Here is a 24,303-nt window from a genome sequence, read left to right as displayed (position 1 = left end):
TTCAGGCCATCGTCCCCCGGCCTAGTGGCGACCGGGCCGAACCCATGCGGAAGTGCCGGTCCCCCCGGCCAGACATCTGGAGCTCACCACTCATGCGACCTCGCGTGACCATGGCGGTCGCCATCGTGGCGATCATCATCGGTGGCGTCATGCTGGTGCCGGCCGCGTACGCGAAGCTCTCCGGCGGAGACGGCGCGGGCGGCCTCGGCGGCGGCGAGCAGGTCCCGGCGCCGGCACCGACCGCGCCGGCGCCCCCGACGCTCGCCGACGCCCCGGTGTCGGTGAACTTCAAGGGTGAGTTCCTCTCCTGGGCCCTGATGGACCGCGAGACCGGCACGGTCACCGGCGCGAAGAACATGAACCAGACCAGCTCCACCGAGTCGATGCTCAAGGCCTGGATCGTCGCGGACTACCTTCGCCAGCTCGGCGACAAGCAGCCGAGTGCCGGGCTCAAGAAGGCGGCGATCCTCGCGATCCGGGACAGCGACGACGACGGCGCCAACGCGGTCTACCGGGCGGCGGGCGGCTCCTACAGGCCCCAGCCGGGCGGCAAGCCGGACCCGGTCATCGCGCGGGCGATCCGGATCTGCGGCCTGACCGACACCAGGCCCGGCGACGTGCCCGACTACAAGGGCTGGTGGAGCTTCACCGAGATGTCCCCCCGGGACGCGGCCCGCCTCGGCGACTGCATCGCCGACGGCCGCGCCGCCGGCCCCAAGTGGACCGAGTGGCTGCTCAGCGAGATGACCAAGGTCGCCGGCAGCGTCAGCAAGCAGGGCGAGCGGTCCGGCGGCGGTCGGTGGGGCATCATCGACGGCCTGCCGGCGACGATCAAGTCGCAGGGGCCGGTGCACATGAAGAACGGCTGGACGCAGCTCGCCTACGACGGCAACTGGCACGTCAGCTGCCTGGCGTTCACCGACAAGTGGAGTCTCGCCGTGATGATGCGGTACCCGGGCCGCTCCGGTCTGCCGTACGGTGCGAAGATGTGCGCCGCCGTCGCCACCCAGCTCGTGACGCCGCAGCCCGGCGCCGCGCTCAAGGTGCCGCAGCAACCGGTCGGGAAGCTCTGATGGCCGGTGCCCGGCGTCGGCCCGGCAGCTATCGGCGCCCGCTCGCGTTCAGCGCCCTGGCTGCGGTCCTCGTCGGCCTGCTCGGCCTCTCCCTGCGCGTGATCCCCGGCTCACCGCTGGAGGCCACCGCGAACTCTCACCCCGAGCCGACGAGCGAGCGGTCGGCGCAGCAATCCGTCGACCGCAACGCGCCGCGCGTCGCCCCCTCGCGGTCGCTCGAACCGCTGCCGTTCCAGGCGAAGAACCTGGACAGCCTCAAGATCAAGGGCTGGTACGCCTGGTCCGTGCTGGACAAGCGCACCGGGAAGATCATCGGCTCGTCGAACATGGGCGAGACGAGCACGACGGCGTCCCTGATCAAGTCCTGGGTGGTGGCCGACTACCTGCGCCTGAGCGCCGAGGACGGCAGGACGCCGAGCGACGCGAAGCTGGCCGACGCCACGAAGATCATCCGGGACAGCGACAACACCCGGGCGCAGGAGTTCTACGAGAGCGTCGGCGGCTCGGACTCGATCGAGCGACTGATCTCGATCTGCAAGCTGACCGACAGCGAGGTCGCCTCCGACGGCGGCTGGAGCCGCACCGAGCTGTCCCCTCGGGACACCGCCCGCCTCGGTCTCTGCATCGACGACGGCCGCGCGGCCGGGCCGAAATGGACCAAGTGGCTGCTCAGCGAGATGCGCCAGGTCCGCGCTCCCGGCGACTTCGGCATCCGCAAGGCGTTCCCGGCGGCCCAGCAGAAGAAGATCGCCATCAAGAACGGGTGGATCGACCGGGACAAGGAAGAGGAGTACCACGTCAACTGCCTGGCCATCGGCGACACCTGGACGATGGGCGTGATGCTGCGCACCCCGTTCGGCGTCGAGGGCGGCTGGGAGTACGGCATGGACGCCTGCGAACGGATCACCAAGGCGCTGCTGCGCCCGGCGCCCTGAGCCGCGCGCCGCGCTCAGCCCTGGAAGAACTCCGGGCCGTCGGCCGGCAACGCCGGCACCTCCCCGTACGCGGCCGCCCGGCGGGCGAACTCGCGCAGCCCGGCCACCTGCCGCTCACCCAGCGAGAAGTCGAGCGCCCGGAAGTACGTGGCGAGCGTCGCCGCGTCGAACGTCTCCCAGCGGGCCGCCGCCTCCGCCACCTGGTCCAGCTCGGCCAGGCACAGGTCACGCGAGCGCAGGAACGCCTCGTGCACCTCCTTGACCAGGCCGGGGTGGGCGGCGGCGAACTCGCGGCGTACCGCCCAGACGGCGAACACCATGGGCAGACCGGTCCAGTCGTGCCACGCCTGCCCCAGGTCGGTCACTTCGAGGCCCTTGGCCGGAGCCTCGTAGAGCGCGCGCAGCGCCACGTCGCCGATGAGCACCCCGGCGTCGGCCTCCAGCAGCATCTGGGTCAGGTCCGGCGGGCAGCGGAAGTACTCCGGGCGCACCCCGTGCCGCTCGGCGAGCAGCAGCTGGGCCAGCAGCACCCCGGTACGCGACGTGGAGCCGAGCGCGACCCGGGCGCCGTCCAGCTCGCCCAGCGGGCGGGTGGACACCACGTTCACCGAGAGCACCGGCCCGTCGCTGCCCACCGCCAGGTCGGGCAGGAGCAGCAGATCGTCGGCGTGCTTGAGGAACTCCACGAGCGTGATCGGGCCGATGTCCAGGTCACCGGCGACCAGGTCGGCGCTCAGCCGGTCCGGCGAGTCCTTGTGCAGGTCGACGTCGATGAGCGCGCCGGACCGCATCAGCCCCCAGTAGATGGGCAGGCAGTTGAGGAACTGGATGTGCCCCACCCGGGGGCGGGCGATGCGGTCGGCCATGACCCGACCGTATCGCCGTGGCTCCGACCTCGCCGCCGGGGGATCCGATCGAGTGGCGAACTACGCACCCCGGCGGCGCCTAACCGCCTGCCACGGCGACGGCGCCGGGCGTGGCCGCGCGGGCGACGGCGGCCCGCTCGGCGCGTACCGCGCGACGCACCGGCCAGGCCAGCGCCACGACCACGAGCAGTCCGGCCACGCCGCATCCGGCGACGAGCACGCGCGGGCCGGCCACCTCCAGGAGCAGGCCACCGACCAGGTAGCCGCCCATCGCGGCGCCCTGGGCGGCCGCCCCGAAGAACGCGAACGCCCGGCCACGGGCCGCCTCCGGCACCCGCCGGGCCAGCAGCAGGTTGTTGAAGACGTTGTCGCCGCCGTTGCCCACACCGCCCAGCAGCCAGATCGGCACGAGCAGCCACGCCGAGGGCACCGCCGCCGAGACGAGCACCGCCAGACCGCAGCCGCCGAGCAGCACCAGCCCGGCGCCGAGCAGCGCGCCGTCGTCGGCGAGCCGGCGGGCGACCCGGGCGAACAGCCACGCGCCGAGCACGATGCCGAGCGTCCAGGAGCCGGTGACCAGGCCGTACACGGTGGCGCTGCTGCCGAGTGTCTCCCGGATGAAGAAGACCTCGATCACGTTCACCGCGCCGACCGCGCCGATCACCGCTGCCACGCTGCCGACCATCACCGTCAGCAGCGGGTCGCGGCGCAGCCGCCACGGTGGCGCGACCGCCGTGGTGACGCCGGCCGTCGCCCGGCGGCCTCCCCTGCGGGTACGGACGAGCAGCCCGGCCGCGACCAGCGAGAGATAGCTGATCGCGCCGAGGAGCAGCGGCACCCGGGTGCCGAACTGGCCGACGAGCAGCCCGGCCAGCGCCGGTCCGGCGAGCGCGCCGAGCGTGCCGGCGGTCTGGCTGAGCGCGCCGGCCCGGGGCAGGTCCTCGGGCCGCACCATGGCCGGCACCAGCGCGGAGATCGCCGGCTGGGAGACCGCGAGGCCGGTGGCCAGCAGCGCCACGAGCGCGATCACCAGGACCGGGTCCCGGGCGTAGGCGAGCGCCAGACATGTCGCGACCTGGCCGATGCCGGTGGCGATCAGCAGCACCCGGCTGTCCACCCGGTCGGCGAGGCGGCCGGTCAGCGGGGCGAGCGCGACCAGCGGCAGCGTCGCGGCGAGCAGCAGCCCGGAGACGGCGAGCCCACCGGCTCCGGCGGACTGGAGCGCGAGCGTGAGGGCGCTGGTGACCAGGAAGTTCCCGCAACTGGAGATGCCGCGCGCGGTGGCCGCGAACCAGACGTCAGGCCAGCGCGACTCGACAGTTGTGAAAGACATACTTCGAAAGTAATCCTTCACAACTGTCGTACGCAACCCCTGTCAGTCGAGAGGCATCGCCCGGTACTGCGTCGCCACCGGCCGTGCCCCCGCGGGCGGATCGGTCCGGGTCCGCCGCCGATACGGCTCCATCAGCGCCTGGACCGCCTGGTTCAGCTCGGACAACTCCTCGGCGGTCAGGAGCAGCACGCTGTCGCTGAACCAGGTCGCCGCGTACCACTCCGGCGACTCGTCCGCCGCGCGGCGCAACCACTCCCGGACCCGCTGGGCGTCACGGACCATGTGCGCCTCGACCAGGGCCGCCTCGGCGGCACGCGCCTCCGGGTCGGCGTCCGGCCCCACCTCGACGTGATACGACGGGTTCACCGCCTGCCACACCCGCTCCCGGGCGTCACCCCGGCCGGGCGCCTGCCGGACCAGCCCGAACTTCGCCAGCTCGCGCAGGTGATAGCTGGTCGCGCTCGGCGACAGCCCGGCGATCTCGGCGCACTCGGTGGCCGTCGCACCGCCCTCCAGCGTGCCGAGATGTTCCATGATCGCCATGCGGGCCGGGTGAGCGAGCGCCCGCATCACCTGCGGATCGCTGATCGTCACCTTGCTCCTGCCGGGAAGCGCCTCGGTCATGCCCCAATGATCGCCGTCGGGCCGGGCCGACGGACACGCCCCCCGCGGTCGACATCAGGAAATTCGTTGGCGCGACCTGCCGGTGCTCCCGTAGCGTGGAGGACCGCCCGACGGCCGCGGTGAGCATGCACCGCAGCGGACGTCCCCGCGCCGGGAGCAGGCCAACCGCCCCGGACACGCGAGCGAGCCTCAGTTGAGCCATCGGAGTTCACAGTGCCCGCAACCGACCTTGACGCCACCCCCGGCCTCGACGCCGAACTGGCCGCCGAGCGTGCCCACCTCGACGCCTCCCGCGCCGCGCTGACCCGGATGCGGGAACGCGCCCAGGCGCTCTTCGCCACCGGCGACAAGGTGGCCGGTGACTCGTACACCGCCGAGCAGCTCGGCCGGCACATGGCCCGGCGGGTCAAGGAGCTGGCCGACGACCCGACCACCCCGCTGTTCTTCGGCCGCCTGGACTTCGGCGGCGGCGACCCGGACCACGCCGGGCGGGAGTACCACGTCGGGCGGCGGCACGTCACCGACGAGCTGGGCGAGCCCCTGGTGCTGGACTGGCGCGCGCCGGTCTCCCGGTCGTTCTACCGGGCCAGCGCGCGCGAACCGCAGGGTGTCGCCGTACGCCGCCGGTTCGGGTTCAGCGCCGGGACGCTGACCAGCTTCGAGGACGAGCACCTGGACCGGGGCGAGGAACTCGGCACCGCCAGCCGCATCCTCACCGCCGAGATCGAGCGCCCCCGCGTCGGCCCGATGCGGGACATCGTGGCCACCATCCAGCCCGAGCAGGACGAGCTGGTCCGGGCCGATCTTGCCGACTCGATCTGCGTACAGGGCGCGCCGGGCACCGGCAAGACGGCGGTCGGGCTGCACCGCGCCGCATACCTGCTCTATCTGCACCGGGAACGGCTGCGCCGCTCGGGTGTGCTGATCGTCGGGCCGAACCGGGCGTTCCTGTCGTACATCGCGGCGGTGCTGCCGGCGCTCGGTGAGGTCGAGGTCGAGCAGGCCACTGTGGAGGACCTGGTCACGCGCGTGCCGGTCCGCGCGGTCGACGACCCGGCCGCCGCCGTGCTCAAGCACGACGTCCGGATGGCCGAGGTGCTGCGCCGGGCCGTCGACGCCCACATCGGTACGCCGACCGAGCCGATCATGGTGTCGGACGGCTCGTACCGGTGGCGGATCGGGCTCGACCCGCTGCACCGGCTGGTCACCGAGACCCGTCAGGAGGGGCTGCCCTACGCGACCGGCCGGGAGCGGGTCCGGGCACGGGTGGTGGGGCTGCTGCAACGCCAGGCCGAGGCCCGCCGGGCGGAGTCACCGAGCGACGCCTGGCTGCGCCGGATGAGCCGGATCAAGCCGGTCACCGACCTGCTCGACACGGTCTGGCCGGCGCTCACCCCGGACGGGCTGCTGCACCGGCTGCGTACCGACGCCGACGCGCTCGCCGCCGCCGCGGACGGCCTGCTCACGCCCGAGGAGCAGGAGCTGTTCCGGTCCGGCAAGGTCGCCCGCACCGCGAAGGCGACCCGGTGGACCGCCGCCGACGCGGTGCTCATCGACGAGGTGGCCGGGCTGCTGGAACGGCCCGCCGGCTTCGGGCACGTGGTGGTCGACGAGGCGCAGGACCTCTCCCCGATGCAGTGCCGGGCCATCGCCCGGCGCAGCGAGCACGGCTCGATCACGCTGCTCGGCGACCTGGCCCAGGGCACCGCGCCCTGGGCCGCCACCGACTGGCGGGAGTCCCTGGCCCACCTGGGCAAGCCGGACGCCGCTGTGGTGCCGCTGAGCGTGGGCTTCCGGGTGCCGGCCGCCGTGGTCGCGTTCGCGAACCGGCTGCTGCCGGCGCTCGCCGTCGACGTACCCCCGGCCCGGTCGCTGCGCAACGACGGCGCGCTGGATGTGCGTACCGCCGAGGACCTGACGGCCGCGACGGTGGCCGAGGTGCGGGCGGCGCTCGCGCACGACGGCTCGGTCGGTGTGATCGCCGCCGACGACGCGGTCGACCGGCTCCGCGCGGCGCTCGCCGACGCGGGCGTCGAGACCGCGACCGCCGACGACGTCGAGGCCGCGGCGCGCGTCACAGTGGTCCCGGCGACGCTGGTCAAGGGCCTGGAGTACGACCACGTGGTGGTCGTCGAGCCGGCCGCGATCGTGGCCGCCGAGCCTCGCGGGCTGCACCGCCTCTATGTGGTGCTGACCCGGGCGGTCTCCCGCCTGGCCGTGCTGCACCGCGAGCCGCTGCCCGCGCCGCTGACGGCCTGACGCGGAGGCCAGGCCGCACGCGGACGTGGGCCGCGGCCACGCTGACGTGGACGGCCGACCGCGGTCCTGGACGGCCCGGCCCACGGTCCGGCGGCCCGGCCCACGGTCCGGCGGGGCTGGTCCGGTCAGGCGGACAGCGCGGCGGCGACCTCGCGCAGCGGTCGGCCGGACTCGGCGATCGGCACGGTGAACGACAGCCAGGAACCGTCGGTGAAGTCGATCCGCAGCCGCTTCGGGTTGAGCCGGTGCCAGCCCACCCGCGCGGAGGCGATCTCCGCCCGGGTGGCCGACCACGCCACGGCGGTCTCGGCCAGCGCGCGTTCCTCGGCCTCGCGACCGGCCAGCAGCTTGACCCCGCCGGTACGGCAGACCACCAGCCGCCGGTCGGTGACCGCGAGCAGCGTCTCCCGGACCTGGAGGTCGGGCCGGGGCGGGCGGAGCGCGCGGTGCAGGCGGGAGGCGGCCGAGCCGGGGGCGCCGCGCCCGGCGATCCCCCAGCCGATCAGGTCGACCAGGCGGTCGCCACGGTCCCAGCTGGCCAGTGGCAGCAGGACGTTGAGCAGCACCGAGCCGACCGTCCGCCGGCTCGGCTCGGCGGCAGGCTCCGGCTCGGGCGGCGGTGCCGGGGCGAGCCCCTGGCCGACGTCGGCCTTGGCGTGGGCCAGGACGCGCTCGTCCGGCTCGACGAGCCGGCCGATCCGGTCGCGGTATCTGGTCTCGTCCATCGGCTCAGTATCGGTCGTGGCCGTAGCCGTCGTCGGCGCGGCGCTCCGCGGCGGGGGCGTTGCCCATCACCTCGCCGACGATCTCCCGTACGCGGGCGGCGGCGGCGTCCTGCGCCCGGTTCGCCGCCGAGGTGATCTCCTCGGCGAGCGTGTACGAGTCGAAGCGCATGGCGCGGGCGTTGATGTCGGTGGAGAGGATCTTGCCGTCGGCGGCGGCCACGACAGTGACCAGGCCGGAGTCGCTCACCCCCTCGGCGCTGCTCTGCTCCAGCTCGGCCATCCGCGCGCCGAGTTCACGCTGCCACCCGTCCAGATTGCGGGCCAGCGCCTCGATCCGGTCCAGGGCCGGGAACGTCATTGCTGCCTCTCAGTTCACGATCGAGTCGAACACGTTCTGCACGCCCTTGGTGTACGGGCCCAGGTCCTCGTGGTACGTGCCGTCCACCAGGTAGTTGCGGTCCTTGCGCCCGTCGGAGACGTCGTGCAGGCCCATCCCGGTGTCGAGCAGCGCGCCGCCGATGCCGGGGATGTTCACCGGTGACGCCTGGTTGATGGCGAACTTGCCCGGGAAGAGGACGGCGGCGCGTTCGACCTTGAAGGCGAGCGCCGCCTTCGTGTAACCGGACTTGTTGAACGCGCTGTACGCCTTCTTGGCCCGGCGCAGCTCCATCACCACCTTGGCGTAGTGGTCGAGCAGGTTGGCGACCTTCTGGAGCTTGGTGGCGAGCTTCGTGAGGATCTCCGCGAACCGGGCCACGATCTTGACCATGCGGCCGACGGTGGTGGCCAGCCGGGCCAGTACCCGCACCACTGTGGCGGCCAGGCTCACCCCAGCGCTCAGCGCCGCCGCCACCGCGGCGATGATGATCTCGGTCAGGAACCAGAGCAGGAACTCCAGGATCAGCTCGACCAGCAGGTTGAACGCGTCCACCGCCGCGTTCGCGGAGTCGACCAGCACCTCCTTGGTGCCGTCCAGCCCTTTCGCCAGATCCTCCATGGCGTCCTCGATGGACTGCATCGAGGCGTGGAACTTCTCCGCCGCGTCGCCGTCCCAGGCGCCGCGCAGCCGCGCCCGGTCGGCGATCTGGTCACCGGCGATCTGCCGGACCGCCTCCCCGGTCGTCATCGCGAGTTGGGCCGCCCGCATCAGGTCGTCCGGCTCACCGGCGACCAGTTCCAGGAGCTGCTCGAACGGCCACAGCACCGCGTTCGACAGCGGCTTGAACGGGTCGGGCGTGCCCGACACGATCTGCTCGAAGTAGGTCTTGTTGCGCTGGAGCGCCTCGGTACTCATCCCCGCTCCCCTCAGCCGCCGGCGGTGAACATGGTGTCGTTCGCCGTGTCCGTGTCGTCGTAGGCCGCGGCGGTCTCGGCGAGCCCCGTGGCGACGGTCAGCATGGTCTCGGCACCGTCCGCCAGCCCTTGCAGGCACGCCTCGAACTGCTCCGCGTACGCCGCGGCGAGGCTGAACGACGCGGGCATCACGCCGAAGGAGTGCCGGGCCACATGGCCGTCGCGGAACGCCCGCTCCAGCTCGCGGAACCGGGACGACCGGTCCCGGGAGGCGGCGGCGAACGCCCTCAGCGCCTCCGGCTGGACGTCGAGATTCCTGCTCGGACTGGTCACGGACCCTCCCCAGTGTCCGGTTGGAACTTCCACCGTCGTCGACGGCGCCACCAGACTAGGGGATACGAGCACCCGGTCAGGGGACACCACGGCTGGCGCACGCACGGTAGACAGGGGATGCACCACCCCCCGCCCGAGGAGATCGCCGATGATCCTGGCCCGCGCCGAACAGGTCAGCCGCCGCTACGGCGAGGTGCTGGCACTGGACCGGGTCGACCTGACCGTCCGGTCCGGGGAGCTGGTCGGCCTGCTCGGTCCGAACGGCGCCGGCAAGAGCACGCTGATCAACCTGCTGGTCGGGCTGCGCCGCCCCACCGCCGGCCGGGTCGAGCTGTGCGGCGGCGATCCCCGCGACCCGGCGAGCCGGCGACAGCTCGGTGTCACCCCGCAGGAGACCGGCCTGCCCGGCACGCTGCGGGTCGGCGAGGTGGTCGACTTCGTCTCCGCGCACTTCCCCGACCCGGTGCCGCGCGGCGAGCTGCTCGACCGGTTCGGCCTCGCCGACCAGGTACGGCGGCAGACCGGTGGTCTCTCCGGCGGGCAGCGTCGCCGGCTCGCGGTGGCGCTGGCGTTCGTCGGCCGTCCCCGGCTGGTGGTGCTCGACGAGCCGACCACCGGCCTCGACGTGGAGGCGCGACACGCGCTCTGGGACGCGATCCGCGGCTTCCACGCCGACGGCGGCACCGTGCTGCTGAGCAGCCACTACCTGGAGGAGGTGGAGGCGCTCGCGCAGCGGGTGGTGGTGATCGGCCACGGGCGGGTGCTCGCCGACGACTCGGTGGCGGCGATCCGCGGGATCGTCGGCGTACGCCGGGTCAGCCTGGTCGCCGACGACCTGCCGGCACTGCCGGGTGTGGTCGCCACCGAACGCGCCGACGGGCGGGTGCACCTGCTGACCACCGACGCCGACCAGCTCGTCCGCGACCTGGTCACCTCCGGGGTGCCGTTCCGCGACCTGGAGGTCCGGCCCACCTCGCTGGAGGAGGCGTTCCTCGCCATCACGGCCGACGACCGGCCCGCGCCCACCCCCGCCTAGGAGGCCGCCGTGCCGCTCGCCCTGGTTCACGCCCGCTACCAGCTCATGGAGATCGTCCGAGTACCGGTCGCGGTGTTCGGCAGCGCCTTCTTCCCCGCCGCCTCGATGCTCTTCTTCGTGGTGCCGTTCGCCGACGACGACCCCACCGGAGCCACCTACGCCACCGCCGCCATGGTCACGTTCGCGGTGATGACCGCCAACATCTTCCAGTACGGCGTGGGTGTCGCCGAGGACCGCGACCAGCCCTGGAACCCGTACACCCGGACCCTGCCGGCCGGACCGGCGCCACGGCTGGCCGGGCGGATCCTGGCCGGGCTGGTGCTGACCTACGTGTCGATGATCCCGGTGGTGGTGATCGCGGCGGTCGCCACCGAGGCCCGGGTCAGCGCGGTGCAGTTCCTGCTCGGGCTCGGCGCGGTCGCCGTGGCCTCGGTGCCGTTCACGCTGCTCGGCCTGGCGATCGGCTACTCGCTGCCGAGCAAGGCCGCGATCGTGGTGGCACAGGTGGTCTTCTTCCCGCTCGCGTTCGGCGGCGGCCTGCTCTCCGGGCCGGACGACGCGCCCGGCTTCATCAAGGCGATCGCACCCTACCTGCCGACCCGGGGCGCGGTGGAGCTGATCTGGGCGGCCGTCACCGACTGGCAGCCCGATCCCCGAGCGCTGGTGATGCTGGTGGTCTGGGTGGTGGCGCTCGCCGCGGTCGCCGGGTGGGCGTACCGGCGGGACGAGGGCCGCCGCTTCAGCTGACCTTTTGTCCGGTTCCGGCCCGGCGGCCGACCCGGCGGTGCCACGATGCCGACAGGGCGGGCGAGCGGAGCCGCCCCCGGCGAGAGGGGTCACCGTGAACGGCGTCGAGCCCGGCACGCCCTGCTGGACCGACCTGGCCACGCCGGGTCTGGACGACGCACGACGGTTCTACCCCGAGCTGTTCGGCTGGACCGGGCAGATCTCCCCCGAGCCGGACGCCGGCGGCTACACCGTCTTCCGCAAGGACGGCAAGGCGGTCGCGGGGGCCGGGCCACCCGGCACGCCGGAGCAGGTGCCGGTCTGGTCCACGTACGTGGCGACCGACGACGCCGACCTGGTCGCGACCCGGGTGGAGGCGGCCGGCGGGCAGGTGGTCGTCTCCCCGTTCGACATCGCCCAGCAGGGCCGGATGGCGGTGCTCGCCGACCCGGCCGGCGCGGTGTTCAGCGTGTGGCAGCCGATGGCGATGCGCGGGGCCGAGCTGTACAACGCACCGGGCGCGATGTGCTGGAACGAGCTGGTCACCCCCGACCCCGACGGGGCGAAGGAGTTCTACGCGCTGGTCTTCGGCTGGCATCCGGAGGAACGCCCGGCCGGGCCGGTCGCGTACACCGGGTGGCGCTGCGGCGCCCGGATCGTCGCCGGCATGCTGCCCCGGGCCGAGCCGATGCCGACGGACCTGCCCGCGTACTGGGCGGTCTACTTCGCGGTGGAGGACGCCGACGCCAGCGCCGCCCGCGCCGCCGAGCTGGGCGGCACCATCCTCGTCCCGCCCCGCGACAACCCGGCCGGCCGCAGCGCCGCCCTGCGCGACCCGGCCGGCGCCCTTTTCTCCATCTCCACCTTGCGCTGACCCACCCCGCCCCTCTCCGCCGATCTTGCGCTTGCGGCCCTCCCCACGTGGCATACGCACCTTTCGCCGGGGCCAAAAGTCCAAGATCGACGAGGAGAAGCGAGGGCGGTCGAGATCTTGGTACGGAGTGGCCCCCAGGAGGGCCGATCCGTACCAAGATCTATCTGTTCGGGGACGGGGGTGGGTGGGCGGGTCAGGTTGGGCGGACGGGGACCACCAAGGGGCCGTGGTCGCCGGGGATGACGCGGATGTGGGCTCGGTAGTGGCGGGCCAGCAACTCCTCGGTCAGCACCTCCTCCGGTGGGCCGGCGGCGGCCACCCGGCCGTCGGCGAGCAGCACCAGGCGGTCGGCGTACTCGCCGGCGATGGAGAGGTCGTGCATGGTGGCGAGCACGGTCAGGCCGTGCGCCCGGCGGAGCTGGTCGACGAGTTCCAACACCTCCTGCTGGTGCCCGATGTCCAGCGCGCTCGTCGGCTCGTCGAGCAGCAGCAGGGTGGCGCCCTGGGCCAGCGCCCGGGCCAGGAAGACGCGCTGACGCTCGCCGCCGGAGAGCGTGGCCAGCTCGCGGTGGGCGAACGGGCCCAGGTCGAGCCGGTCCAGCACCTCGTGCACGGCGGCCAGGTCGGCGGCGGACTCGCGGCCCAGCGCCGGGATGTACGGGGTGCGGCCGAGCAGCGCGTAGTCGAACACCGACATGCCGGCCGGCACCACCGGGGACTGCGCCACGGTGGCCACCACCCGGGCCCGCTCGCGGCGGCGGAGCGCAGCTATCGGCGTACCGAAGAGGGCCACCTCGCCCGGGCCGGTCAGCAGGCCGCCGACGGCGCGCAACAGGGTCGACTTGCCGGCGCCGTTGGGGCCGATGACGGTGACCCATTCGCCCGCGGCGACGGTCAGGTCGACGCCGGCCAGGATCGGGTTGCCGCCGAGGGCGACCCGCAGGTCGTGGACGTGCACGGCGGGGGCGTTCACATCGCCACCCGGCGGGCGGTCCGCAGGACCAGGACGAAGAACGGGCCGCCGAGCAGCGCGGTGACCACGCCGATCGGGATCTCGGCGGGGGCGGCGGCGGTACGGGCGACCACGTCGGTCAGCGCGAGGAACGCGCCGCCGAACAGCATCGACAGCGGCAGGATCACCCGGTGGCTGGAACCGAAGAGCAGCCGCATGGTGTGCGGCACGATGATGCCGACGAAGCCGATCAGTCCGGACGCGGACACGGCTGCGGCGGTGCCCAGCGACGCCGCGGCGATCAGCAGGTAGCGGGAGCGCTGCGGGTGCAGGCCCAGGCCGGCGGCCTCGTCGTCGCCGACGGAGAGCACGTCCAGCTCGCGCCGGTGCAGCAGCACCACCACGGCGGTGAGCACGAAGTACGGCAGGACCAGCCACACGTCGTGCCAGCCGGCGGTGGCCAGCCGCCCGAGCAGCCAGGAGTAGACCTGCTGGATGTTGTCGGAGTGCTGTTGCAGCAGGTACGTCTGCCCGGCGCCGAAGAACGCCGAGACCGCGACGCCGGCCAGGATCAGGGTGGCCGGTGACCGGTCCCGTCCGCCGGCCGCGCCGAGCAGGTACGTCAGCACGACCGCGCCGAGCGAGCCGACGAACGCGGCGAGCGGGATGGTGATCGGCAGCCCGGTCAGCGCGCCGCCCGCCCCGGCGCCGAGCACGATCGCCGTGGTGACCGCGAACCCGGCGCCGGCCGCCACACCCAGCAGGTACGGGTCGGCCAGCGGGTTGCGGAAGACGCCCTGGTAGCAGCCGCCGGCCAGGGCCAGGAGCGCGCCGACGAGCAGCCCGAGCACGACCCGGGGCAGCCGCAGTTCGGTGATGATCGCGATTTCCCGCTCGGTGAGCCCGCTGTCCAGGTGCACCCCGGGCAGCAGGTTGAGCAGTTCGGCCGCGACGCTGCCGGGCGGCAAGCTCACCGGGCCGAGCGAGACGCCGGCCACCAGCGCGACGAGCACCGCCGCGACACCGGCGAGCAGCCAGCGCTTGCGCAGCCCGGCGGGCCGGATCGGGCCACCGGCCGCGCCGCGCGCCCCACGCCGCCCGGGGCGGGACAGCCACGTGCCGGGCCGGGGCGCCCCGGACGGCCGGGCACCCGGCCGGGACGTCTCGGACGTCCCGGCCGGGCGAGGGGCGGAGTCCGCCTGTCGTACGGCCACGGTCAGGCCGGGACCTTGGCGGTGGCGTCGACGATCACCTTGAGCAGGTCGACCACGCGCGGGCCCCAGCGCGAGGCGATGTCGTCGTCCAGCTCGACGATCTGGTTGTTCTTCACGGCGGTGATGCCGGACCAGCCGCTGCGCGCCTTCACCGTGTCGGCGTTCTGCTTGCAGCACTTGGTGTCGGAGAGGAAGACGAAGTCGGGGTTCGCCTTGACGATGACCTCCTGGGAGAGCTGCGGGTAGCCGCCGTTCTTCCCGTCGGCGTCGGACGCGTCGGCGATGTTCTCCAGGCCGGCGAGCGCGTAGATGGTGCCGATGAACGTCTTGCTGGTCGCGGTGTACAGCTCCGGGCCCAGCTCGTGGTAGTAGGTCACCTTCTCCGCGCGCTTCGGCAGGTCCTTCGTCAGCGCGGTGATGTCGTCCTTCATCTTCTGCACCACGGCGTCCGCCTCGGACCGGTGGCCGGTGAGCGTGCCCAGGTCGGTGAGCTGCCGGTACGTGTCGTCGAGGGTGGCCGCGGCGGGGATCTGGAGGACCGGGATCTTCAGCGCGACGAGCTGGTCGGCGATCTTGTTGAGGTTGTCCGAGATCACCACCAGGTCGGGGTTCCGGGAGGCGACGGCCTCGGCGTTCGGCTGGTAGCCGGACAGGTCGGTGCGGGGCGCCTCGGCCGGGTAGTTCGACTGGTCGTCGACGGCGGTGACCTGCTTGCCGGCGCCGATGGCGAAGAGCATCTCGGTGGAGGTCGGCGAGAGCGAGACGATCTTCTCGGGCCGCTTCTCCAGCGTCAGCTTGCCGACGGTGGCCGGGAACGCGCCGCCGGAGCCGCCGGCGGCGGGAGTGTCGGTCGAGGTCTTCTCGGCGCAGCCGCCGAGGAGCAGCACGCCGGCCGCGAGCGCGGTGGCGAAGAGCCGGGGGGTACGTCTGGACATGGGTGCCTCCTGTCGGTCGAGGAGTGTGGTGCTTCGCCGACAGGGGAAAGGCCCGCCCGCGAGGCGCCCTTCCTCGAGAGCGCGTGTCGCGACCGGGCCGCAGGCGACCTGGCTCGTCCCACGTCCGTCGGCGCCGGCGGGAGGCCGACGCCGCGCGTACGGGGCATCACAGTTGCGGGACAGCGCCGGTTTCACACCGGCTTCGCTGTGGCACGGTCGGTGCCACGGTAGCGCACGACCAGCGGAGATCGTCCGGACGGTAGGGGGTGGGCGGGAACCCCGGCGGGGGTGGAACCGGGGTTCCCGCCCGGTGGTGAGGTCAGCAGTACTGGCTCTGCTTGCCGATCGCCCGGTACGGGCAGTCGGCGTACTCGGCCAGCAGCAGCACCGCGCTGCGGTTGCGCGAGGTCTGCGCCGGGATCACCTCGTCGGGCGGGTAGAAGCCGCCGCCCGAGGCCGAGCCGGGGTACATCTCGAAGGTGTACGCCCAGATCTTGTGGGCTCCCCACATCCAGTCGATGCTGGTGCCGTCGGCGATGTAGAGGTCGCTCGACTGCTCCGGGGTGTAGTTGTTCGTCGCCGCCATCTGCTGGCCGATGGTGGCGAAGGTGTTGTACTGGTCGGCGGTCATGCCGGTGGCGGTGTTGCTGTACGTGTAGCCGTACGGCCAGAGCACCAGCTGCGAGTAGGTGTGGAAGTCGATGTTGGCCTTGATCTGCTGCACCCCGCCGACGACCCGGCTGTTGACGAAGTTGCGCAGCGCCGCGGTCTCCGGTGCGGAGAACGCGGACGGGCCCCGGTAGGTTTCCGACGACTTGGTGCTGGACGAGCCGCCGCAGCAGCCCCACTGGTAGCCCCAGTTGCGGTTCAGGTCGGTGCCGACGGCGGTCGAACCGCTGTTGGGCTGCCGGTTCTTGCGCCAGGAGCGGTAGGAGCCGGTGGCGATGTCGTACTCGCTGCCGTCCGGGTTGACGGTGGGGACGATCCAGATCTCCCGCGAGTTGACGATGTTCGTGATCCGGGAGTCGCTGCCGTAGTTGTCGGTGAAGAGGTTGAGCAGGTAGATCGCCATCTCCACGGTCAGGTGCTCACGGGCGTGCTGCTGGGCGTTGAACAGGATCTCCGGCTCGGCCTCGTCGGTGGCGACGTTGTCGGAGATCTTCACCGCCATCAGGTCCCGGCCCTGGTACGACGTGCCGATGCTCAGCTTGCGGGCGATCGTCGGGTGGTCGGCGACCACCTTGTTCACCACGGCGGTCAGCTCGGCGTAGTCGTGGTAGTTCGAGTCGGCGGACGGGAACGCGTTCGCGGTCATGCCCCCGTCGGCGTGTCCCGGCTCCGGCGCGACGTCCTTCTCGAGCCGGAATCCGAGCCGGGTGATCGCGTTCGCCTCGGCCTTGGTCGCCGTGACGTGCAGCACGCCGTGCTCGGAGTAGTCGATCGCGGCGCCGGTGGAGGCGACGGCGGTGCGGTCGGCCGCCGTACGCGGGCCGAGCACCCGGTAGGCGACGGTGGCCGGCTCACCGGAGCCTGCCGGCGCGGGCCGGGCCACGGCCGGCGCGGCGGCCGCGGTGAGGACGATGGTGAGGCCGACGGCGGCGGCGAACGCCAGCCGGCGGCGGAGCGGAGAGGCGCGGAAGGCCATGGACAACCTCCTGGGGGTACGGGAGATCCCGTTGTCCGCACACTCCATCAGGAGACACATGGTCATATCAATATCTGTCTCTATCTTTAGCCATCCCGACCTGATCCTCACTTCGGCAATGATTTTCTATGCCTGAACATCTGGCGAAACTTCCCGCCAAGCGCGACAGTGAACGGCAACGATGCCGTCTCCCTGTGGAGCTGCCATGTTCGGAAGACCCATGCGCGCGGCCGCCCTCGCCGGCCTCACCGCGCTCACCCTCCTCGGCACCAGCGCACCGGTCCAGGCGCAAGCCCCGCGGCCGGGCGTCACGCACGACGAACAGATCACCTTTCAGGAGTTCTCCCGCTTCCCCGACTGGCGTAGCGGCTCCCACCAGGGCACCCGCGCCGTACCGGGCCGCCACCCGGCGCTGACCATCGACCGCCCGGCGGGCACCACCGAGTTCACCGACGAGCACACCGGCACGACCCGCACCTGGGAGTACGCCACCTGGACCTCGCCCGAGCGGCGGATCGGCTTCGACGCCACCGAGATGGTCGCGTCGTGGAACGCCGCCACCCCGGCCGGCACCTGGATCCAGGTCGAACTGCACGGCACGTACAACACCGGGGCACAGACCCCGTGGTACGTCATGGGCCGCTGGGCCTCCGGCGACCAGGACATCAAGCGCTCCACGCTGGACGGCCAGGGCGACCCGTGGTCGAGCATCTGGACCGACACGTTCTCGGTCGACGACGCCGACGCCGGGGTGCTGCTGCGCTCGTACCAGTTGCGGCTGACCCTCTACCGCGCGCCCGGTCAGGCCGCCGCGCCGCAGGTCCGGATGCTCGGCGCGATGGCGTCGAACGTGCCGGACCGGTTCACCGTCACCCCGAGCCGGGGCGGCATCGCCTGGGGCACCGAGCTGGCCGTGCCGCGCTACTCGCAGAACATCCACATCGGCGAGTACCCCGAGTACGACGGCGGCGGTGAGGCGTGGTGCTCGCCCACCTCGACGGAGATGGTGGTCGAGTACTGGGGCCGCAAGCCCTCGGCCGAGGACGTCTCCTGGGTCGACCCCTCCTACCCCGACCCGACCGTCGACCACGCCGCCCGGATGACCTACGACTACGAGTACGAGGGCGCCGGCAACTGGCCGTTCAACACCGCGTACGCGGCGAGCTTCCCCGGCCTGGAGGCACGGGTCACCCGGCTGCACTCGCTGGACGAGGCGGAACGCTTCATCAAGGCGGGCATCCCGGTGGTGACCTCGCAGTCGTTCCTCGCCAGCGAGCTGGACGGGGCCAACTACGGCACCTCCGGGCACCTGTTCGTGATCGTCGGCTTCACCGCCGACGGCGACGTGATCGTCAACGACCCGGCGTCCTCGTCCAACGACGCGGTGCGCAACGTCTACAAGCGGGAGCAGTTCGAGCAGATCTGGCTGCGCACCAAGCGCTACCGCGCCAACGGCACAGTGGCCTCCGGCTCCGGCGGCATCGCGTACCTGATCAAGCCGGCCGACCGGCCGTGGCCGGTCGTCCCGGGCTCGACCAACTGGTGAACGGCGAGGGGCCCGGCGCCACGTCCGGCGCCGGGCCCCTCGTCCATCCGCTCAGCCGTCGCGGCGCTCCGCGTCCGGCTCGTCCTCGCCGGCGAGCGCGGTGCGCAGCCGGTCCTTCTCGGCGCGGCGCCGCTCCGACGCCTCCGCCATCTCCCCGGCCATCTCGTCCCGCCAGTTGCGCAGCAGGAAGAACGACAGCGCGGCGGAGGAGATCAGCGCCACCATCAGCCGCAGGAACATGTTCATCTCGACGAACCAGAGGGCTGCCAGCACAGCGACGAACAGCCCGACCCGGCCCAGCGTGTACTTGACCGCCGCGCTCATTCCCGCATTCCCACTCTCTCCGTGCCTCAGCCCGTACGCCGGGCCAGCCAGTGCACGCCATGAAACCAGATGACGGCGTAGACCACGGTGAACACCGCCGCGGCCAACGCGCCGGTGAACAGCGCGGGCAGCCCGGAGGCCAGGCCCGCCACCAGCAGGCCGGCGACGACGCCGAGCCCGAGACCGGCCGGCGCGGCCACCACCCGGGCGGCGCCGAACTCCCAGGCCCGGAACTCGTCCCAGAACAGCCAGAGCGGCAGGATCACCGCGAGCCAGCCGTTCGTGCCCCCGAAGCCGCCGTCGCCGACGACGGCGAACGCCCACTCGAAGACCAGCAGCGCCAGCACCCCGATGACCAGGCCGGCGAGGCTCACCCCGAGCAGGTCGCCGAGGGTGAGGATGCGCCCCTCGGCGTCGCGCCGGGGGAAGCCGCGCTGCTGTTCCTCGTCGCTCATCGCCAGGTCAGGCCCAGACCTGCTGCGGCTCGGACCGGCGCTCCGCCATCGACGGGGGCGCGTCGTACTCGCGGACGATCTCGTAGCGGGTGTTCCGCTCGACCGGACGGAAGCCGGCGTCCCAGATCATGTGCAGCAGGTCGTCGCGGTGCATGGTGTTCGGCGTGCCGTACGAGTCGGCGTCGTGGGTGATCTTGTATTCCACGACCGAGCCGTCCAGGTCGTCGACGCCGAAGTTCAGCGAGAGCTGCGCGACCGACAGGCCGTGCATGACCCAGAAGCACTTGACGTGCGGCACGTTGTCGAACAGCAGCCGGGAGACCGCGAACGTCTTGAGCGACTCGGCCGGCGAGGCCATCGTGGTCCGGGCCTGGATCCGGTTACGGATCTTGCCGTCCGCCGAGTCGACGAAGTCGTGCTGGTAGCGCAGCGGGATGAAGACCTGGAAGCCGCCGGTCTCGTCCTGCAGCTCGCGCAGCCGCAGCACGTGGTCGACCCGGTGCCGAGGCTCCTCGATGTGGCCGTAGAGCATGGTCGACGGCGTCTTCATGCCCTTCGAGTGGGCCAGCCGGTGGATGCGCGACCAGTCCTCCCAGTGGCAGTTGTGGTCGACGATGTGCTGCCGGACCTCCCAGTCGAAGATCTCCGCGCCGCCGCCGGTCAGCGACTCCAGGCCGGCGTCCATCAGCTCGTCGAGGATCGCGTCGGCGGTGAGCCCGCTGATCTTCTCGAACCACTGCACCTCGGTCGCGGTGAACGCCTTGAGCTTGATCTTCGGCAGCGCGGCCTTCAGCTCGCGCAGCACCTTCGGGTAGTAGCGCCAGGGCAGCGTCGGGTGCAGGCCGTTGACGATGTGCAGCTCGGTGAGCTGCTCGTCCTCCATTTCCTTGGCCTTGCGGACCGCCTCGTCGATACGCATCGTGTAGGCGTCCTTCTCGCCCGGCTTGCGCTGGAACGAGCAGTACGCGCACGACGCCGAGCAGACGTTCGTCAGGTTCAGGTGCCGGTTGACGTTGAACATCACCCGGTCGCCGTTGAGCTCGGTACGCCTGTGGTGGGCCAGCCGGCCCAGCCAGGTCAGGTCGTCGCTGGCGTAGAGGGCGATGCCGTCCTCGCGGGTCAGCCGCTCACCCGCGTACACCTTCGCCTCGAGTTCGCGCTTGAGTCCGGCGTCCATCCGAAAGCCACGTCCTTCCACCTGGGTTCCCGATCGAGCGTACGTCGCGGGTCGGACCGGCCGCCGACGTGGTCGCGCCGGTTCACCGGCCGTCACGCTCCGCACATCGACATCGTCGCAACAGTGAGGTAAGACAGGGTGGGGCGGAACACACACCAGGGCCGTCCTGTCCCGACACGCCCCAAGCACGCGTGACGGACCCCAGACCGGACGGGGAGCGGTATGGCTCACAGCACCAAGGCCCGACGGCGACGAGGACGGCAGCCGGTGATCTCACCGATCCTGCGCCCGGCGCTCTGGTCCGCCCTTCTGGGGGCGGTCGCGGCCGCGGCGCTCGCCACACCCGCCTGGGCCGACCCGCTGCCCGACGTCGTACCCGACACCGGCTCCCGGCCCCAGGTCACCGGCCCCCTGCAACTGCCCGGCTCGTCCGGCGCCGTCCGCGGCGCACCCGGCACCGTCCCCGGCGTACCCGGCACCGTCCCCGGCCTGCCCGGCACCGTTCCCGGCGTGCCCGGCACCGTTCCCGGCGTGCCCGGCACCGTCCCGGGCCTGCCCGGCGTCACCGCCCCGGGCGGCACGGCGGGCCTGCCGGGCACCACCGGCGTGACCAACCCGGCCGACGGCCCGCTGATCGCCCAGATCAACCAGCTCGACGCCCGGGTCACGCTGCTGGGTGAGGAACTGCTCCGGATCAAGACCGAGCGGGACGCCGCACAGACCGAGCTGACCCAGTCCGCCGCCCGGCTCACGGAGGCCCAGGACGCGCTCCGCCGCGCCCAGGACAACGCCAAGAGCGCCGCCGCCGACGCGGTCAAGGCCGACGCGGCGCTGCCGCCGGGCGAGTTCGGCGCCAGTCTGCGGGAGTTCGCCAACCTCCAGCGCATCACCCGGGGCGACAAGGCCGAGGGCGCCACCACGTCGGTGACCGGCGAACTCCTCCGTGCCACGAGCGCCGAGCAGATCGCGCGGGAGGCGCACGAGTCGGCCCGGCGGCGGGCGACCGAGAAGGCCACCGAGTTCACCCGCGCCGAGACCGACCTGCGCAAGCAGGAAACGGCGCTCGTCTCGCTGCGCAAGGAGAACGCGGCCAAGCTCCTGGAGATCGAGCGCCTGGCGGACGCCGCCGAGCAGCGGCTCGGCACCTCGTACGTGGTCGACCAGAGCATCGACGGCCTGGTGGCGGACCCGCGGGCGCTCGCCGCGGTGCGCTACGCCCTCGCGCAGCTCGGCGACCCGTACCTGTGGGCCGCGGAGGGCCCGGACCGGTTCGACTGCTCCGGCCTGATGCTCGCCTCCTACCAGGCGGCCGGCTACCGGGGCCTGCCCCGCGTCGCCAAGGACCAGTACTTCGCCACCCGTTCCCGCACCGTCCCGCCGAACGCCCTACTCCCCGGTGACCTGCTGTTCTTCGCCTCGGGCAGCAGCTGGACCAGCGTCCACCACGTCGCCATGTACATCGGCAACGGCAAGATGGTGGAGGCGCCGCGGACCGGCGACGTCGTCAAGATCTCGGTGGTCCGCTGGTCCCGGCTCTACGCCGCGACCCGGGTGATCGGAGCCGTACCCGCCCCGGCCACCCCCGCCCCGCCGCCGACCGTGCCGGCCACGCCGAAGCCGTCGACCACGCCCAAGCCCACGCCCACCACGCCCAAGCCGTCGACCACGCCCAAGCCCACGCCGACCACGCCGAAGCCCACCACGCCGACGCCGAAGCCGACGACGTCCAGCCCGGCGCCCAGCACGCCGCCGCCGAGCCCGACCGACTCGCCCGACCCGACGCCGAGCCAGAGCGCGAGCGCCGAGCCGGACACCAGCAGCGCCGCGCCGAGCAGCAGCAGTGTCGCCCCGTCGAACAGCACGTCCGGCAGCGGCTCCGCCAGCCCGAGCAGCAGCGCCGACTGACCCAACCGCCACTCCGGCTGTGCTCCCGGGCCGGAATATGGCACGGTGAGATCCAGGCACTTCCGGTCGGCGCCACGGCTGGAGGCGAGCGTGGGTGCGGAGGGGCGAGATGGGCGAGCAGGACGTTCCGGCGGAGAAGGTCCACCCGGGACCGACGCCCGGCCCCGCCGACCCGGCCGGCGACGACGACCGCGGCTCGGCCCCACCCGGGCCGGTAGCCGTCGCGCGGGCACGGGTGTCAGTCGCCGGCTCGGCCGTGCCGCCGCCCGCCGGTGACGAGCAGCCACGTCCGCAGGGCGGTCCCACGACGTACCGCGCGGGCACCCCGGCGGACGCCGCACCGCCGCTGGACCGGCGCCTCCCCGGCGCCACCGTGCCGCCGTCCAGTTGGTCCGCCTTCGCCGTGGCCGAACGCCAGGCGACGCCCCAGCCCGTCGCCGTGCCGCCCGCCCCGGCCGGCACGGCACCCGAGCCCGCCGCCGCACCGGCGGCGGACGGCGACGCCTCCCCGGGTACGCCCGGCAGTGCTCGCGCAGCCATCCCGGCTCCCCGCGTCTCCGGTTCCGCACGCGTGCCCGTACCTGCTCCTTCCGCCCCGGCCGTGGACGCGGTCGCAGTGGACGCCGCAGCCCCTGCCGACGCCGCCCCGGACCGCGACGCCGCCCCCGGCCGGCAGACGGACGCCTCCGAGCCGCACGACGGCTCCGGAACCTCCCCCGCCCGATCCGCCGAGCCCTCGGCAGGCGGTTCCGGCGAGTCTCCGCCGGCCACGCCCGTCACCGCACCGTCGGCCGGGTCTGCAAGCTCCCCGCCGGGCACGTCCGGCGACGCACCGCCGGCCGGGTCCGCCGACTCCCTGCCGCTTGAGGCCTCCGACGCTCCGCCGGCCTCCGCGACCGACCGCCCGGCCCCGCCCACCGGCGCCTCCGCGCCCGCTGAGCAGGCCGGACCCGCACCCGCCCGGGCCAGCGCGTCGGTGCCGGGCCTGAGCCGCGTCTCCGCCGAGGAGGTCGCCGCCTCCGTGGTGGCCGCGCCGCCCGCCGCCGCCACGGTCTACCGGGCCGGACCGGTGAACCCGGAACCGCCGGAGCCGGTCCAGCCGCCGGAGCCCGCGCAGCCCCCGGCGCCGAACGGCCCGGAGCCCGAGCCGGCGCCGACCCCGGTGCCCGGTCCGACGCCGCCGTCGCCCGCGCCGCCGGTACCCGAGCCGGAGCCCCCGCTCCGGCCCACGCCACCCCTGCCCACGCCACCCGCGCCCACCCCGCCGACGCCGACGCCCACGCCCGGTCCGGTGCCACCGGTCCCCGGGCCGCCGGTACCGCCGCCGGGTCCGCCCGTACCCCCGCCACCGCCCCCGCCGGGCCCGATGCCCGCGCCGCCGTTCCCGCCGCCACCGGCGATGACCGGCGGGCCGGGCCCACTGCCCGCGCCGCTGTTCCCCGCCCCGCCGGCCGGCCCGTCGTTCCCGCCCGCACGGGCCGCCGTGCCGGGCCCGCCGGCCGCGCCCCTGTCGCCGCCGACCACGCCCATCGCGCCGCCGGCCACGCCCGGCACGCCGGACGCTGCGCTGCCGTCGTGGGCCGCCGCCCCCGTGTCGGCACCGCCGCCGCCCGTGGTGACGGCCCCGGCGCTGCCGACCTGGCCGCCGCCGGCCACGCCCGCCCGCGACGGCGACACGACCCGTCCGGTACGTCCGCAGCCCGGCGGGCCGGATCTCGCCGCCACCGTGTACGGCGGGACCGACGGGCCCGGTTTCGCCACCGTGTCGTTCCCGCAGGGCAACCCGCTGGAGAACTCCGGATCGCTGACCGGGCACATCCTGGCCCAGGGCTGGTCCGAGGAGGGCCCGGCGGCCCGGGGCGGCAACACCAAGGTGATCATCGTGCTGGCGGTCGCGCTGACCATGCTCATCGCGATCAGCCTGCTCGTGGTCTTCCTGGCCAACGACGCGCTGAGCGGCCTGACCGGGACCATGCTCATCGAGTGACAGGGGTGAGCCCGCCCACTACGGTCTCGCGTTGCCCTGGCGGACTCGACGATCCGCCGTACACTTGTGTGCGATCACTGACCCGG

22 protein-coding genes, 1 pseudogene and 1 riboswitch are annotated in these 24,303 nt (G+C 73.3%); of the genes and pseudogenes, 9 read left to right on the top strand and 14 right to left on the bottom strand.

Annotation, left to right across the window (positions count from 1 at the left end):
- Positions 1-92: 92 nt before the first annotated feature.
- Both GA0070562_RS02690 and GA0070562_RS02685 read left to right on the top strand, forming a co-directional pair.
- Positions 93-1,073 carry a serine hydrolase gene (locus tag GA0070562_RS02690; protein WP_091414507.1) on the top strand — a complete coding sequence of 327 codons (981 nt, stop codon included), beginning with the start codon at positions 93-95 and terminating at the stop codon, positions 1,071-1,073.
- The gene (locus GA0070562_RS02685; RefSeq protein ID WP_091414504.1) at positions 1,073-2,008 is read left to right on the top strand and encodes a hypothetical protein; all 936 of its coding nucleotides are present in this window, start codon (positions 1,073-1,075) and stop codon (positions 2,006-2,008) included. Before GA0070562_RS02690 ends, GA0070562_RS02685 begins: the two co-directional genes overlap by 1 nt.
- 14 nt (positions 2,009-2,022) lie before the next feature.
- Here the strand turns inward: GA0070562_RS02685 and GA0070562_RS02680 are convergent, their stop codons facing one another.
- The 3 genes from GA0070562_RS02680 to GA0070562_RS02670 all read right to left on the bottom strand — a co-directional run bounded on the left by GA0070562_RS02680 (position 2,023) and on the right by GA0070562_RS02670 (position 4,831).
- Positions 2,023-2,874, bottom strand: a complete 852-nt coding sequence (locus GA0070562_RS02680; protein WP_091414501.1) for a menaquinone biosynthetic enzyme MqnA/MqnD family protein — start codon at positions 2,872-2,874, stop codon at positions 2,023-2,025.
- Positions 2,875-2,953: 79 nt separating this feature from the next.
- On the bottom strand, positions 2,954-4,207 hold the full coding sequence (locus GA0070562_RS02675) for an MFS transporter (protein WP_091414499.1): 1,254 nt from the start codon (positions 4,205-4,207) through the stop codon (positions 2,954-2,956).
- Positions 4,208-4,249: 42 nt separating this feature from the next.
- Positions 4,250-4,831: an ArsR/SmtB family transcription factor gene (locus GA0070562_RS02670; RefSeq protein ID WP_091414496.1), complete on the bottom strand. Its 582-nt coding sequence runs from the start codon at positions 4,829-4,831 to the stop codon at positions 4,250-4,252.
- A 213-nt stretch (positions 4,832-5,044) separates the two neighbouring features.
- Between GA0070562_RS02670 and GA0070562_RS02665 the strand changes: the two genes are divergently transcribed.
- Positions 5,045-7,090 carry a HelD family protein gene (locus GA0070562_RS02665; RefSeq protein WP_091414494.1) on the top strand — a complete coding sequence of 682 codons (2,046 nt, stop codon included), beginning with the start codon at positions 5,045-5,047 and terminating at the stop codon, positions 7,088-7,090.
- Positions 7,091-7,215: 125 nt separating this feature from the next.
- Here the strand turns inward: GA0070562_RS02665 and GA0070562_RS02660 are convergent, their stop codons facing one another.
- From GA0070562_RS02660 to GA0070562_RS02645, 4 genes are read right to left on the bottom strand one after another with little or no spacing between them, the layout of a single operon-like run.
- Positions 7,216-7,815 (bottom strand): hypothetical protein, encoded by a 600-nt coding sequence (locus GA0070562_RS02660; protein WP_091414492.1) that lies wholly within the window; start codon positions 7,813-7,815, stop codon positions 7,216-7,218.
- Between the two features lie 4 nt (positions 7,816-7,819).
- A complete protein-coding gene (locus tag GA0070562_RS02655; RefSeq protein ID WP_091414490.1) occupies positions 7,820-8,173 on the bottom strand; it encodes a YbaB/EbfC family nucleoid-associated protein in 354 nt (117 codons plus the stop codon).
- Positions 8,174-8,182: 9 nt separating this feature from the next.
- On the bottom strand, positions 8,183-9,109 hold the full coding sequence (locus GA0070562_RS02650) for a WXG100 family type VII secretion target (protein ID WP_091414488.1): 927 nt from the start codon (positions 9,107-9,109) through the stop codon (positions 8,183-8,185).
- Positions 9,110-9,120: 11 nt separating this feature from the next.
- Positions 9,121-9,441, bottom strand: a complete 321-nt coding sequence (locus GA0070562_RS02645) for a type VII secretion target (protein ID WP_091414486.1) — start codon at positions 9,439-9,441, stop codon at positions 9,121-9,123.
- A 148-nt stretch (positions 9,442-9,589) separates the two neighbouring features.
- Between GA0070562_RS02645 and GA0070562_RS02640 the strand changes: the two genes are divergently transcribed.
- The 3 genes from GA0070562_RS02640 to GA0070562_RS02630 all read left to right on the top strand — a co-directional run bounded on the left by GA0070562_RS02640 (position 9,590) and on the right by GA0070562_RS02630 (position 12,077).
- Positions 9,590-10,477 (top strand): ABC transporter ATP-binding protein, encoded by an 888-nt coding sequence (locus tag GA0070562_RS02640; protein WP_091414484.1) that lies wholly within the window; start codon positions 9,590-9,592, stop codon positions 10,475-10,477.
- 9 nt (positions 10,478-10,486) lie between these two features.
- Entirely contained in the window at positions 10,487-11,224 is a 738-nt protein-coding gene (locus tag GA0070562_RS02635) for an ABC transporter permease (protein ID WP_091414481.1), read from the top strand.
- Between the two features lie 94 nt (positions 11,225-11,318).
- A complete protein-coding gene (locus GA0070562_RS02630) occupies positions 11,319-12,077 on the top strand; it encodes a VOC family protein (protein ID WP_091414479.1) in 759 nt (252 codons plus the stop codon).
- Positions 12,078-12,270: 193 nt separating this feature from the next.
- Here GA0070562_RS02630 and GA0070562_RS02625 read toward each other — a convergent pair whose 3' ends face one another.
- The 4 genes and pseudogenes from GA0070562_RS02625 to GA0070562_RS02610 form a co-directional block, all read right to left on the bottom strand.
- Positions 12,271-13,050 carry an ABC transporter ATP-binding protein gene (locus GA0070562_RS02625; protein WP_091414477.1) on the bottom strand — a complete coding sequence of 260 codons (780 nt, stop codon included), beginning with the start codon at positions 13,048-13,050 and terminating at the stop codon, positions 12,271-12,273.
- Entirely contained in the window at positions 13,047-14,141 is a 1,095-nt protein-coding gene (locus GA0070562_RS02620; protein WP_091416074.1) for a FecCD family ABC transporter permease, read from the bottom strand. Before GA0070562_RS02620 ends, GA0070562_RS02625 begins: the two co-directional genes overlap by 4 nt.
- Before the next feature lie 104 nt (positions 14,142-14,245).
- The gene (locus GA0070562_RS02615; RefSeq protein WP_091414475.1) at positions 14,246-15,178 is read right to left on the bottom strand and encodes an ABC transporter substrate-binding protein; all 933 of its coding nucleotides are present in this window, start codon (positions 15,176-15,178) and stop codon (positions 14,246-14,248) included.
- Positions 15,179-15,285: 107 nt separating this feature from the next.
- Positions 15,286-15,379, bottom strand: a riboswitch (cobalamin riboswitch).
- A 121-nt stretch (positions 15,380-15,500) separates the two neighbouring features.
- Positions 15,501-16,823: pseudogene (locus GA0070562_RS02610) on the bottom strand (M14 family metallopeptidase); the annotation flags it as partial.
- 205 nt (positions 16,824-17,028) lie between these two features.
- On the opposite strand from GA0070562_RS02610, the gene GA0070562_RS02605 reads away from it, so the two are divergent.
- Complete coding sequence (locus GA0070562_RS02605) at positions 17,029-18,369, top strand: C39 family peptidase (protein WP_091414471.1); 1,341 nt, start codon at positions 17,029-17,031, stop codon at positions 18,367-18,369.
- Positions 18,370-18,420: 51 nt separating this feature from the next.
- Here GA0070562_RS02605 and GA0070562_RS02600 read toward each other — a convergent pair whose 3' ends face one another.
- The 3 genes from GA0070562_RS02600 to mqnE are packed head-to-tail and all read right to left on the bottom strand — an operon-like array spanning position 18,421 to position 20,325.
- Positions 18,421-18,693: a DUF4229 domain-containing protein gene (locus tag GA0070562_RS02600; RefSeq protein WP_091414468.1), complete on the bottom strand. Its 273-nt coding sequence runs from the start codon at positions 18,691-18,693 to the stop codon at positions 18,421-18,423.
- Between the two features lie 26 nt (positions 18,694-18,719).
- Positions 18,720-19,148, bottom strand: a complete 429-nt coding sequence (locus GA0070562_RS02595; RefSeq protein ID WP_091414462.1) for a hypothetical protein — start codon at positions 19,146-19,148, stop codon at positions 18,720-18,722.
- Positions 19,149-19,155: 7 nt separating this feature from the next.
- Positions 19,156-20,325: an aminofutalosine synthase MqnE gene (gene mqnE / locus GA0070562_RS02590; RefSeq protein ID WP_091414396.1), complete on the bottom strand. Its 1,170-nt coding sequence runs from the start codon at positions 20,323-20,325 to the stop codon at positions 19,156-19,158.
- 222 nt (positions 20,326-20,547) lie between these two features.
- Here mqnE and GA0070562_RS02585 point away from each other — a divergent pair, with 222 nt between their 5' ends.
- Together GA0070562_RS02585 and GA0070562_RS30850 are read left to right on the top strand one after the other, a co-directional pair.
- On the top strand, positions 20,548-22,230 hold the full coding sequence (locus GA0070562_RS02585; RefSeq protein WP_254663710.1) for an NlpC/P60 family protein: 1,683 nt from the start codon (positions 20,548-20,550) through the stop codon (positions 22,228-22,230).
- A 109-nt stretch (positions 22,231-22,339) separates the two neighbouring features.
- Complete coding sequence (locus tag GA0070562_RS30850) at positions 22,340-24,217, top strand: hypothetical protein (protein ID WP_091414375.1); 1,878 nt, start codon at positions 22,340-22,342, stop codon at positions 24,215-24,217.
- The last annotated feature ends 86 nt before the right edge of the window (positions 24,218-24,303 follow it).

This window comes from Micromonospora tulbaghiae (assembly GCF_900091605.1).
In the GTDB taxonomy this organism is placed as follows: domain Bacteria; phylum Actinomycetota; class Actinomycetes; order Mycobacteriales; family Micromonosporaceae; genus Micromonospora; species Micromonospora tulbaghiae.
Note: the sequence above shows the minus strand (reverse complement) of the source record. Positions and strands in the feature narration are given on the sequence as shown.